At 72.3% G+C, this 12,933-nt stretch carries 6 protein-coding genes; 4 read left to right on the forward strand and 2 right to left on the reverse strand.

Going from position 1 to position 12,933, the window contains the following annotated elements; all coding sequences use genetic code 11:
• Together FLV34_RS08150 and FLV34_RS08155 are read right to left on the reverse strand one after the other, a co-directional pair.
• Nucleotides 1-1,626: a class I adenylate-forming enzyme family protein gene (locus FLV34_RS08150; protein ID WP_147942770.1), complete on the reverse strand. Its 1,626-nt coding sequence runs from the start codon at nucleotides 1,624-1,626 to the stop codon at nucleotides 1-3.
• Nucleotides 1,623-7,235 (reverse strand): non-ribosomal peptide synthetase/MFS transporter, encoded by a 5,613-nt coding sequence (locus FLV34_RS08155; protein WP_147942771.1) that lies wholly within the window; start codon nucleotides 7,233-7,235, stop codon nucleotides 1,623-1,625. The genes FLV34_RS08150 and FLV34_RS08155 overlap by 4 nt, the downstream gene beginning before the upstream one ends.
• A 576-nt stretch (nucleotides 7,236-7,811) precedes the next feature.
• Between FLV34_RS08155 and FLV34_RS08160 the strand changes: the two genes are divergently transcribed.
• The 4 genes from FLV34_RS08160 to FLV34_RS08175 are packed head-to-tail and all read left to right on the forward strand — an operon-like array spanning nucleotide 7,812 to nucleotide 12,355.
• Nucleotides 7,812-8,735, forward strand: coding sequence for a thiamine pyrophosphate-dependent dehydrogenase E1 component subunit alpha (locus FLV34_RS08160; protein ID WP_260617307.1), 924 nt, complete (start codon nucleotides 7,812-7,814; stop codon nucleotides 8,733-8,735).
• Nucleotides 8,732-9,709, forward strand: coding sequence for an alpha-ketoacid dehydrogenase subunit beta (locus FLV34_RS08165; RefSeq protein ID WP_147942772.1), 978 nt, complete (start codon nucleotides 8,732-8,734; stop codon nucleotides 9,707-9,709). Before FLV34_RS08160 ends, FLV34_RS08165 begins: the two co-directional genes overlap by 4 nt.
• Nucleotides 9,706-11,028, forward strand: a complete 1,323-nt coding sequence (locus FLV34_RS08170) for a 2-oxo acid dehydrogenase subunit E2 (RefSeq protein WP_147942773.1) — start codon at nucleotides 9,706-9,708, stop codon at nucleotides 11,026-11,028. The genes FLV34_RS08165 and FLV34_RS08170 overlap by 4 nt, the downstream gene beginning before the upstream one ends.
• Nucleotides 11,029-11,032: 4 nt before the next feature.
• Nucleotides 11,033-12,355, forward strand: coding sequence for a GH1 family beta-glucosidase (locus tag FLV34_RS08175; RefSeq protein WP_205830355.1), 1,323 nt, complete (start codon nucleotides 11,033-11,035; stop codon nucleotides 12,353-12,355).
• Nucleotides 12,356-12,933 lie beyond the last annotated feature (578 nt).

Below are 12,933 nucleotides of genomic sequence, written 5' to 3' on the forward strand. Positions count from 1 at the left end.
TCACTCGCCTTCCGTCGTGCTGCTCAGGCCGCCCAGCAGCGCGGGCAGCTCCTTCTTGATGACCTTGCCTGACTGGTTCCTGGGCAGGCTGTCGACCACGAGGACCCGTTCGGGCAGCTCGTGCCAGGCCAGCCGGTCCATCAGGAAGGCGCGCACCTCGCTCTCCGACAACCCGGGGCTCTCCGACAACCCGGGGCTCTCCGACAACCCGGGGCTCTCGGACAACCCGGGGCTCTCGGACGACCCGGGGCTTTCCGTGCTCGGCTTCGTCCTGGGCACGATCGCGGCGCCCAGCACGGAGCCCAGCACCGGATGCGGGAGCCCGAACACGGCCGCCTCGGCGATGCCCGGGTGCTCGTGAAGCGCGGCCTCCACCTGGAGCGTGGACACCTTGAACGCGCCGGTCTTCACCACGTCGCTCTCCCGGTCGACGAGGTAGAGGTAGCCGTCGGCGTCCACGTATCCGACGTCGCCCATGCGCACCCAGCCGTCGCGGAACGACCGGGCGCTGGCCTCGGCGTCGCCGTAGTAGGAGCGGGTGGCGGTGGGCGACCGCATCCACACCTCGCCGGTCTCCCCGGGCGGGAGCGGGTTGCCCTCCTCGTCGGTGATGCGCAGCGAGCCGCCGAACGCGGGCCGCCCCAGCGCGGCCGGCCGCGTACGGTCGTAAATCATGATCGTCTGGGCGGGGGCGGCCTCGGTGGACGTGTAGTAGTTCGTCACGGTCGCGTTCGGGAAGGCCGCCGACAGCCGTTCCGACAGGGCGGGGGGAAGCGCGGCCGCCGCCGACCCGAGCAGCACCACGCTGGACATGTCGTGCCGCTCGTGCAGCCCGGCGTCGAGCAGCTCGATCGCCATGGACGGCACCAGGAACACGGTTCCCGGGCGGTAGGTCTCGATCAGCCGGGCGAACCGGCCGGGGGTGAACCTCGCCGGGGTCAGCACGGCCGGCCGGGCGTCCAGCGCGTTGATCAGCATGGTCTGCCCGGCGTTGGTGCCGATCGGGAAGGCGTGCAGCAGATGGCGCGAGTGGGCGAACCTGCGGTGCTTGGGCTGCGTGACGCACCCGTAGGCGAGGTTGGCGTGGCTGGCGCCGACCCCCTTGGGCCGCCCGGTCGTGCCGGAGGTGTAGAGGATCTGCGCCAGGTCGCCGGGCCGCACCCGCGGCATATCCGGCGCCGTCTCCGGATCGAAACCGGCCTCCAGCTCCGCCGGGGTCGCGCTCCAGTGCTCTCCCTCGGGCGCCGCCAGATCGCGGCCGAGCAGCACCGCCGACGCCGCGCAGTGGCCGGCCATGTAGCGCAGCTCGGCCGGGGCCAGCCGGTCCGACATCGGCACGGCCACCGCGCCCGCCTTGAGTACCCCGAAGAACGCCACCGCGAAGTCGATCCAGTCGCGGCTGCCGAAGTGCAGCGCCACCCGGTCTCCCGGGGCGACGCCCCGGGAGACCAACCCGGCGGCGAGCGCGGCCGACCTGTGGTCCCATTCGGCGAAGGTGAGCGCCCCGTGTCCCTCGACGATCATCGCGACGCCGTCGGGCTCCTGCTCCGCGCGCAGCCGCAGCAGCTCCGGCACGGTGAGCGTGGGCACGCCGCGCGCCCTCGTCGTCCTCGTCGTCCCCGTCATGCGTGCTCCTTCTCGGGCTCGCGGCCTGCCCTGGTGTCGTCCGCCCGTGTGTCGCCTGTCCGGGCTTCCGTCTTGGCCTCCGTACGGGCGGCCGCGATGCGCTCGGTCAGCGCCTGGTAACCGACGATGTCGTCCGGCAGGGCGTCGGGCACCTCGACGTCGAACCGGCGCAGCACCCGGACCCGCAGCGCGACCAGCGCGATGACCGCGATAGCCACCGCGAAGCAGGCGTACATGAAGCCGATGCCGCGTCCCGCGCCGGTGCCGAGCAGCACGCCCGCCGTGTTCGCGAGCGGCCCGTCCGGGGCGAGCAGCGGCTCGAACACCTGCGCGCCGTACGGCGCGACCAGGCCGAACCCGATCGGCAGGGTGGACCAGGCGACCAGCGTGTTGAGCGCGATGACCCGGCCGTGGAACCGCTGCGGCACCTTGACCTGGATGATCGTGGCGTAGACGCCGTTCAGCAGGGTGAGGCACAGCGACATGCCGAACGCGCCGACCGCGATGAGGAACAGGTCGGGGCGCAGCCCGGTCAGCAGGCAGAACACCGACAGCGCTAGCGTCGACAGCAGCACGCCGAGCAGCCGCCTACGGCGCGGCCCGCCCCACGCGGCCATGGCCAGGCCGCCGAGGAACGCGCCGAGCCCGCCCGCGAACGACACCCGGCCGACCTCGGCCAGCGTGCCGAACGACAGCACCAGCGGCGAGATCATCATGAACAGCGGGGACAGGAAGATGTTCAGCACCGCGAAGTAGAACAGCATCGCGCGGAAGCCCCGGTTGCCCCAGGAGTGGCGGATTCCGCCCAGCATCTCGGCGAGCACGCTCTCGCGCCGCTTCCAGGCCATGGTCGCCGGGAAGCGGATCAGCGCGACGGTCAGCGTGGCGGCGACGTAGCTGGCCACGTCGATGACGAGGATCCCCTCCAACCCGATCGCCGCCATCAGCCCGACCGCGATCAGCGGCACGATGAGCTGTGCGGTGCCGGTGGCCATCTGGACGACGCCGTTGGCGTGCCCGAGGAACCGTTTCGGCACGAGCTGCGGGATCGCCGAGCCGTACGCGAGCCGTTGGAAGGTGAGCGCGACGGACAGGCAGACCAGCAGCGGATAGATGTGCCAGACCTGGAGGTTGCCGGTCCACAGCAGCAGTCCCAGCATGAGCTGGGTGCCGCCGGCGGCGGCGTCCCCGGCCATCATGACCTTGCGCCGGTCGAACCGGTCGACGATGGCGCCGGCCAGCGGGGCGACGAGCATGCCGGGCAGCAGGCCGAGCACGGAGAACAGCGCGAACCTGGCGAGCGACCCGGTGGTGAGATAGATCCACAGCGGGATGGCGAACTCGGTCAGCGCGGACCCGGTCATCGAGACGAGCTGCCCGGCCGCGACGACGAGGAAGCGCCGCATGCTGGGCGGCGGGCCGACGCGCACCCGCGTCTCCGCCGCGCCGTTCACGCCGTCCGCTCGGTCCTGCCCCGCGCCCGTGCCGCCCGTGCCGTCCAGGGCCGTTCCCGTCTCGGCCCCGGCCTCCGGGGACCTGCGCGAGACGCCCTCCAGCCACCAGGTGCGGGTGTCGTCCCGCTCCATCCCCTCCGTACGCCCGGAGGCGAGCTTGCGGTGGATGCCGGTGACGATCTCGGCCAGCTCCTCGTTGCGGTAGCGCAGGAAGAAGTGACCGGCCTCGTCGAGGACGACGCACGCCGTCTGTTCTGACAGGCAGTGCCACTCCTTGTAACGTTCCTGGTAGAACTCGGCCGCCGGGTCGCGTTCGCCGACCACGGCGATCACCGGCGCGCGCAGCGCCGGGCCGCCGCCCTCCTCGAAGATCTGCGTGAAGTAGCGCTCGGCGGCGCGGGTGCCTTCGCGGCGGTTGCGCACGATGAGCTTGATCTGTTCCCGGCCGAGCTCCTCCACGTCGAGCCCGGCCGCGGTCAGGGCGTTGACCCGCTGCTGGTCGCTGGTGAGGCGGTCGAAGAAGGCCCCGAGCCAGTTCAGGCCGCGGCCCGGCCGTGCGAAGGGGAACACGCCGCCGAGATACAGCGCGTCCACGGTGCGGCCGTCCGCCTCCAGCCTCCGGGCGATCTCGGAGGACAGCATGACGCCGAGGCCGCAGTGGCCGTACAGCACGAGCGAGCCGCCGTTCCTGTCCAGGATCTCGGAGATCTCGGCCACGCAGTCGACGACGACCTCGTCGAACGGCCGTGCCTCCTCCCCCAGCTCGTGGCCGGGCACGGCGACCGAATACAGCGCCCAGTCGTCCGGCAGCGCGTCGGCGAGCGGCTGGTAGACCACGGCGCTGCCCCCGCCGTACGGCACGCACACCAGGGTCGTGGCGGCGGCCCTGGCGGGGGTGAGCCGGTGCAGCAGCGACCGCGGCACGTCCCCCTCGGCGGTGAGCAGCCGGGCCAGCTCGCGGACGGTGCGGTGCTTGAACACGTCGAGCACCGTGATCCGCCGGTCCGGATGCGCCTTGCGCAGCCGGGCGATGACCCGCATCGCGAGCAGCGAGTGGCCGCCCAGGGCGAAGAAGTCGTCGAGCGCCCCCACGCGCTCGACGTCCAGCACCTCCGCCCAGACGCGGGCCACGTCCTCCTCGGGGCCGGGCGCCGGTGCGACGTATTCGGCCGCCGCGACGTCGGCCTCCGGCTCGGGCAGCCGCGAGCGGTCCACCTTGCCGTGCGACTTGAGCGGCAGCTCGTCGAGCCAGGCGTACCGCGAGGGGACCATGTACGCGGGCAGCCGGTCGGCCAGCCATGCGCGCACGTCCGCGGTCTCCGGCCGCGCGCCGTCGACGGCGGCGTTTCCGGCGGTGGGCACGAGGTAGGCGACGAGCTGCTCGCCGCGCGGCTCGACCACCGCCTGGGCGACGTCCGGGTGGTCGGCCAGCACCGACTCGACCTCGCCGAGCTCGACCCGGTAACCGCGGATCTTCACCTGGAGGTCGCGGCGGCCGAGGAACTCCAGGTCGCCGGCGTCGGTCCAGCGGCCGAGGTCGCCGGTGCGGTACATGCGCGACCCGGGCGGGCCGTACGGGTCGGGCAGGAATCGGTCGGCGGTCAGGCCCGGCCGGTTCAGGTAGCCGCGGGCCAGCCGGTCGCCGCCGAGGTAGATCTCCCCCGGCACTCCGGCCGGCACCGGGCGTAACCGCTCGTCCAGCACGTACGCCCGCGCCCCGGGCAGCGGCGAGCCGATCGGCAGGCTCACGCTCGCCTCGGCCGGGCCGTCGGGAGCGGGCAGCCGGGCGACGTCGTAGGTGGTCACGCCCACGGTGGCCTCGGTCGGCCCGTAGTGGTTGACGACCCGGCAGCGGCCCAGCGCCGCGAGCTCGGCCGCCCAGCCGCGCGGGGCCGCCTCGCCGCCAAGGAGCAGCAGCTTCCTCGGCAGCAGGTCGCCCGGCCCAGCGTCGGCGAGCAGCGCCGCCAGATGCGACGGCGTGATCTTGAGGTAGTCGATCCCGGTCCGCCGGAAGATCTCCGCCAGCTCGGGACCGGCGGTGCGCGAGGGCACCAGGTGCAGCGTGCCGCCGGTCATCAGGCACAGGTAGAAGACAGTGACGCCGAAGTCGAAGGCCAGCGACTGGAGCAACGCGAAGGACGAGCCGGGCTCCACGCCCAGCCGCTCGCGCACCCCGGCGAGATAGACCATGACCTCGTGGTGCTGCACCGCGACGCCCTTGGGCCGCCCGGTGGTGCCGGAGGTGTAGATCACGTACGCGAGGTCGCCCGGCGTCGCGGGCTCCCAGGGGTCGACGGGCTCCGGCGCCTCCTCGCCGAGGTGAACGGCGGTGACGTCGTCCGGCAGCCGGTCGCGCAGGTCCGGGCTGGTCACGACGATCGACGCCGCGGCGTCGGCCAGGACGAACTCGAGCCGGCCGCGCGGGTGCTCGGGGTCGAGCGGCAGGTAGGCCGCGCCCGCCTTGAGCACGCCGAGCACCGCGACCGCGAGCCCGGTCGACTGCTCCAGGCAGATCGCCACACGGTCGTCGCGCCCCACGCCGAGCCCGCGCAGCCGCCGGGCGAGCCGGTCGGCCGCCGCGTCCAGCTCCGCGTACGTGAGGGCGTCGCCGCCGCAGGCGACGGCGGTGGCGGACGGGGTGCGGGCCGCCTGCGCGGCGATCGCCTCGTGCAGCGACGAGGCCCCGCCGAACGCGTCCGCCGGGGGCGTCTCGGGCTCGGGGCCCGCCCCCGCGAACGCGAGCACGCGGTCGCACTCGGCCGCCGGGAGCAGCTCCAGGTCGGACACCCGGGCATGGGGATCGGCGACGATCGACCTGAGCAGGTGCTCGAAGCACTCCGCCATCCGCGCGATCGTGGCCGGGCGGAACAGCTCGGTGCGGTAGGTGATGCTGCCGTGGAGGCCGTCGCCCTGGTCCATCAGGTAGAGCGCGAGGTCGAACCGGCTGGCGGTCACCTCGAACGGGTAGGCCGACATGGTCAGGCCCTGGGTGCGCAGCGGTGCCGACCGGTAGTTCTGCAGCGCGAACATCACCTGGAACACCGGCGACCTGCTCACGTCGCGTTCGACGCCGAGCTCGCCGACCAGCCGGTCGAAGGGCAGCTCCTGGTGCGTGTAGGCGTCCAGCGCGGTCTCGCGCACCCGGCCGAGCAGCTCGGTGAAGGTCGGGTCGCCGGACAGGTCGGCCCGCATCGGCAGCGAGTTGATGAACAGCCCGACGACCCGCTCCAGCTCCGGCAGGTCGCGGCCCGACACGGGCGATCCCACCGCGAAGTCGTCCTGGCCGGAGTAGCGCGCGAGGAGCACCTGGAAGGCGGCGAGCAGCGTCATGTACAGCGTCGCGCCGTTGGCCCCGCCCAGCGCGGTGAGCGCGTCCGCCAGCTCGCGGTCGAGCGTGATGCCGTGGGCCGCCCCCGCGGACCCCTGCTCGGGCGGGCGCGGGAGGTCGGTGGGCAGTTCGAGCGGCGGCAGCCCGGCCAGCCGCTCCCGCCAGTAGCGGATGTCGTCCTCGTGGGTCCGTCCGCGTTCCCAGAGCGCGTAGTCGCCGTACTGCACCGGCGGGTCGGCGAGGCCGGCGTCGGCGCCGGTCCGGTACGCCTCGTGCAGGGCGAGCAGCTCCTCCAGCACGATGTCGCACGACCAGCCGTCGGTGACGGCGTGATGCATGGTCAGGAGCAGCACATGCTCGCGGGCGCCGAGCCGGACCAGGAGCAACCGCACCAGCGGGCCGGTCGCCAGGTCGAACGGCCGGACCAGCTGCGCCTGGACCTCCTCCCGCGCGGCGGCGGGGTCGTCCGCCTCCGTCAGCCGCAGCTCCACGACGGGCTCGTCGCCCAGCACGATCTCGGGCGTCCCGTCGTCGGTGGTGACGAACCGGGTGCGCAGGCTCTCGTGGCGCCGGGCCACCTCGGCGAGCGCGCGCTCCAGAGCCTCGCCGTCGATCTCATCGCCGTCCAGCCGTACGGCGAAGGGGACGGTGTAGGCGGTGGTGCCCGGGGCGTACTGCTCCAGGAACCACAGGCGCTCCTGGGCGTGCGAAAGCGGCGGGGGGGTGCCTGCCGGGCGCGGCGGCACGGTGACCCTCGCGGCTTTCCCGGCCCTGAGCCGCTGCGCGAGCAGCGCCTGCTTCGCCGGTGAGAGACCGGTCCGGGTCACGACGCCGGCACCTCTGTTGAATTTTTAATTAAGAACATGGCATTCCTCTATGCGCTCTGCGCTTCGGCACGCCGGCGATTCGTTGCGAAGACGCGGACCAACGACCCGGCGGCGGAATCACCGCCGGAAGCTTCCATACTGGTGCCTGGCGCGGCGCGGAATCCACTGCCGCTCGCGCCTTAACCCCCATTTTCGGACGCGGTAGTGGGAACGCTCCCACGGCAGTGGAGGCTAGGGATCACGGCTTTCGTTCGTCAAGTGTCATGGAAGTTTCTGTCCGTTATTAGCCCCAAGACGGTGAATGTGAGGATATTGCCGCAGATCACGGACAATGCGGTCGTAATCTCCCAAAATTGCTGTTCGGCCAGGGATTGACATGGACCCTTACCGCACCTACCCTCCGTGGGAGCGCTCCCAGACAGGGTGATCCCGTTACTCCTGTCGAAAGGGTGCTGGCGCTCCTGTCAACGGATGCCGCTGCTCCTGTGCTGGATGCCGTGGTGCTCCTGTCCCTGGCAACGGGGCCCGGCGTCGAGCGCACCCCTCGACCAGAGACGCACCAGGAGCGGACCACCTGTGATCGTCACCGCCGCACCGTCCCGGAGCCCGGGGCATGCCCTGAACGACGGGGACCTCCGCTCACTCCTGCTCATCCGGCACTTCGAACGCGCCCTGCTCCGCCTGTTCGAGCAGGGCGTGCTCAGCGGCACCACCCACACCTGCCTCGGGCAGGAGTACATCCCGGTCACGGTGTCGTCCCTGCTCCGCGACGACGACTTCGTCTTCAGCAACCACCGGGGGCACGGCCACTTCCTCGCCCGCCACCCCGACCCGTACGGCCTGCTCGCAGAGATCATGGGGCGGGATGGCGCGCTGTGCGGGGGCGTCGGCGGCAGCCAGCACATCTACCACCAGCGGTTCCTTTCGACCGGAGTGCAGGGCGAGAGCCTGCCCGTGGCGACCGGGGTGGCGCTCAAACTGGCCGGAACGGGCGCGCTCGCCTGCGCGTACATCGGAGACGGCACCTGGGGCGAGGGCGCCGTCTACGAAGCGCTGAACATGGCGTCCCTCTGGCGGGTGCCGCTGCTCGTCGTGGTCGAGCACAACGGCATCGCCCAGTCGACCCCCACGTCCGCGCAGATGGCCGGCACGATCGCCGCCCGGGCGGCGGCCTTCGGAGTGCGGCACCACCACATCACCGGCACCGACGTCGGCGAGATCAGGCAGGCGCTCGCGCCGCTGGTCGACGCCGTACGGACCGAGCCGTCCCCGCTGGTGGTCGAGTTCGCCACCCACCGCCTCGGACCGCACAGCAAGGGCGACGACACCCGCCCGCCGGAGGAGATCCGCCGGGCCCGCGAGTCCGACTGGTACGACCGGTACGCCGAGGCCGATCCCGAGCGGTTCGCCCGGATCGACGCCGAGCAGCGGGAGCTCGTCGAACGCGTGGTCGCCGAGGTCTCCGCCCGGCCCCACGCCCGGCCGGGGGGAGCGGCGTGACCAGGGTCTCCGAGCACCTCAACCAGGCGCTGCACGACCTCATGGAGTCCGACCCCTCGGTCCACCTGCTCGGCGAGGACGTCAGCGACCCGTACGGCGGCGCGTTCAAGGTGACCCGCGGGCTGTCCGGCCGGTTCGGCTCCCGGGTGAGGTCCACGCCGCTGAGCGAGGGCGCGATCGCCGGGGTCGGGGCCGGGCTGGCCCTGGCCGGCGACAAGGCCATCGTCGAGATCATGTTCGCCGACTTCGTGGCGCTGGCGTTCGACCAGATCACGAACTTCGCCGCCAAGTCCACCTCCATGTACGGCAGGCCGGTGCCGATCCCGCTCGTGGTGCGCTGCCCCACGGGCGGCAACCGCGGCTACGGCCCGACCCACAGCCAGAACCCGCAGAAGCACTTCATCGGCGTGCCGGGGCTGTCGCTGTTCGAGATGACGCCGTTCCACGACGCGGGCGAGCTGTTCGCCCGGATGTTCGGCCTCGGGCGGCCCTGCCTGTTCTTCGAGGACAAGGTGCTCTACACGCGGCAGATGCACCAGGTGGACGACCTGTTCACCGTCGAGCTGGTGGACGACGTGGCGCGGGTGCGCGTCGACGGCGCCGGCCGGCCCGACTGCACGCTGGTCACCCACGGCGGGCTCGTCCACCGGACGCTCGACGCCATGCGGGCGCTCCTCCTGGAGGACGACCTGGTCTGCGAGCTGCTGGTGCCCGCCCAGCTCTATCCCGTGCCGCGGCTGCCGGGGCTTGAGGACGCGCCGCACGTCTGCGTCGTGGACGACGGCACCGAGGGCGGCTCCTGGGCGTCCGAGGTGGCCACGGCGCTCTATCCGCGCCTGTGGGGCCGCCTCCGGGGCCCGATCACGCTGGTCAACTCGGCGGACGGGGTGATCCCCGCCGCCCCCCATCTGGAACGTGAGGTGCTCGTGCAGTCCGACAGCATCAGGGCCGCGGTGAGGGAGGCGCTGTCGTGACCGACTTCCGGGTGCCCAAGCTCAACAACAACGACACGTCGTACGTGCTGGTCGAGTGGCTGGCCGAGGACGGGCAGACGGTGCGCGACGGCGATCCGATCGTGCTGCTCGAGACGTCGAAGGCGACCGAGGAGGTCGAGGCCCCGTCGGACGGCGTCCTGCGGCGGCTGCTCGCCGAGGGGGCCGAGTGCGAGCCCGGGCAGGTGATCGCCCGCCTGCTCGCGAGCGCGGACGAGGACGCCGGGGAGACCACGGCCGGGCCCGCCCGGCAGGCCGCGGGGAAGGCCGCTCAGCAGGCCGCGGACGGAAACCCGGGCGGGCCGCAGACCGCGGCGCCGCCCGGCGACGTCTCCGGGGTGATCGTCACGGCGCCCGCGCGCGAACTCATCGAGGCGCACGGCGTCGCCATGGATCGGGTGTACGCCCTCGGCCGCAAGGTCATCAGGCGGACCGACGTCGAGGAGCTGCTCGCCGCGCAGGAGCCCTCCCCCGCCGCCGCGGACGCCGCCCAGGCAGGGGACGCCCAGGCGGCGGACGCCCAGGCAAGGGACGTCCTGGCGGCGGACGCCCAGGCAAGGGACGTCCTGGCGGCGGACGCCCAGGCAGGGGACGTCCTGGCGGATGACGACGACGCGCAGTGGATCACGCTGTCGCGGGCGCAGCAGCGGACGGCCGAGGTCGTCGAACGGTCCCGGCGCGAGATCCCGGCGGCCTTCACGGCGATGAACGTGGACGTGACCGAGGTCCTGTCGCTCGCCCGCGACCTCACCCGCCGGCTGCGCACGCTGGTCGGGCTGCCCGAGATGGTGGTGAAGGCGACCGGCGGGCTGCTCGACCGCTTCCCGATGTTCTTCGCGGCGCCCGGCCCCGGCCCCCGGGCGAGAAGGGCCGCCACCGCCGACGTGGGCGTGACGGTCGACGTGGGCCGGGGGTTGTTCATCCCGGTCGTCCGCGACGCGGGCAACCGGCCGCTGTCCGAGATCGCCGGTGACCTGGTCGGCTTCCGCAAGACGGCGCTCACCGGGTCGTTCCGGGAACGCGACCTCCAGGGAGGCGCCATCACGCTCACGTTGCACACGCACGACGGCATCGTGTTCGCCGTCCCGATCGTCTTCCCCGGCCAGACGTGCGCGCTGTCGCTGACGGCACCGCGTCCGGAGGTCGTCCAGGACGGTCCGGGCTTCGCCGTACGCAAGACCGCCACAGTTGGCCTCGCATACGACCACCGTTACATCAACGGTCGCGATGCCGCGGAGTTCCTCGGGGAGCTCCGCACGGCGCTCGAATCACCCGCGCGTTTCCTCACCGAGAATGGATGAAGCCATGAACTCACCCGCACGGTTTCCGGCCGACTTCGTCTGGGGCGCGTCCACCGCGGCTTACCAGATCGAGGGCGCGACCACGGAGGACGGCCGCGGGCCATCGGTGTGGGACACGTTCTGCGCGGTCCCCGGCAACGTACGCGACGGCGACAGCGGAGAGCACGCCGCCGACCACTACCACCGCTACAACGAGGACCTCGACCTGATCGCCGATCTGGGCCTGGGCAGCTACCGCTTCTCCATCGCCTGGCCGCGGATCCAGCCGACCGGCTCGGGCAAGCCCAACCAGAAGGGCCTCGACTTCTACCGCCGGCTCGTGGACGGGCTGGCAGAACGCGGCGTCCGGCCGATGGCCACGCTCTTCCACTGGGACCTGCCGCAGGAGCTGCAGGACCGAGGGGGCTGGGAGAACCGGGACACGGCCGAGCGCTTCGCCGAGTATGCCGAGATCTGCTTCGACGCCCTGGAGATCAGGGACTGGCTGACGATCAACGAGCCCAAGACCGTGGTCGACTGCGGATACCGCTTCGGCACCCACGCGCCGGGCGTGAAGGACGACGCGCGCGCGTTCGTCGCCTGCCACCACCTGCTGCTCGCCCACGGCCTCGCCTCGCGGGTGCTGCACGAGCGGCACCCCGGACGCCGCATCGGCCCGGCGCTCAACCTGCACCCGACCTACCCGGCCGACGACACGCCGGAGGCGCGCGAGGCGGCGCACCACCAGGACGGGCTGGAGAACCGGCTCTACCTCGACCCGATCTTCAAGGGCCGCTACCCCGAGGACACGCTGCGCTGGATCTCCGAGCGCGGCCCGATGGCCGACCACATCCTCGACGGCGACCTCGGCGTCATCAGCGAGCCCATCGACGTCCTCGGCGTGCAGTACTACACGCCGGTCTTCGTGGACGGCAAGGGCGAACGTGTCTTCCTGCACGAGCGGGCCCAGGCCGAGTGGCTGGAGATCTACCCCGAGGGCCTGCACGACATCCTCGTCCGGGTGCACCGGGACTACCCGGGCGTGCCGATGGTCATCACCGAGAACGGCCTGGCCACGGTGGACGGGGTCGACGCCGACGGCCGGGTCCGCGACGACCGGCGGATCGCCTACCTGCGCGCCCACCTGAGCGCGATGCACCGCGCCATGGAGGCCGGCGCGCAGGTCGAGGGCTACCACGTGTGGTCGCTGCTGGACAACTTCGAGTGGGCCGAGGGGTACAGCCAGCGGTTCGGCATCGTATACGTGGACTACGCGACGCAGCAGCGTACGCCCAAGGACAGCGCGCTCTGGTACCGCGACGTGGTGAAGAGCGGCGAGCTGCGCTGACCCCCGCGACGAGTCCGCGACGACCCCGCGACGACCCGGCGAACAGCATGGAGCGACACCACCCGACCAACACGACCCGATGAACAGCACCCGATAACACGCTCGGCGAGCACGCCGGCCCGATGAGCGAAGCGGTTTCCCCCGCCCACTCAGGCCGGCATGCCCCGCGCCCGGCTTCCGGGGCCCTGTGCCGAGCGCGCAGTGCCGAGCGCCCGGCTTCCGGGGCCCTGTGCCGAGCGCGCAGTGCCGAGCGCGCAGTGCCGGGAGGCACCGTGCCGCCGGGCCCCTTGCTGCCACGCCCTGTCCGGGGCCCTGTCCAGAGGCCCGGCCGGCACCGCCTCCTGTGCCCTCCTGTCTCCGGGATGCTTTTCCGGGACACCGGCCTCCGGGACCCGTCGCGCGGCGGTGCGATGACGGCTGCCCGGAACCGCTGAAACTTTCAGCACGCGGTGGTGGGCGCTCGCCCATGCACGTGCACGCAAGTGCCGCTGTGCGGCAAATCAGTGCACTTATACCGATCTACGCGATAATCCCGCGAATAAGTTGACGCGTCCGCCGAAAAGACTTAGCTTTACCCG

The sequence above is a fragment of the Microbispora sp. CSR-4 genome (genome assembly GCF_008033685.1).
Lineage (GTDB): Bacteria > Actinomycetota > Actinomycetes > Streptosporangiales > Streptosporangiaceae > Microbispora.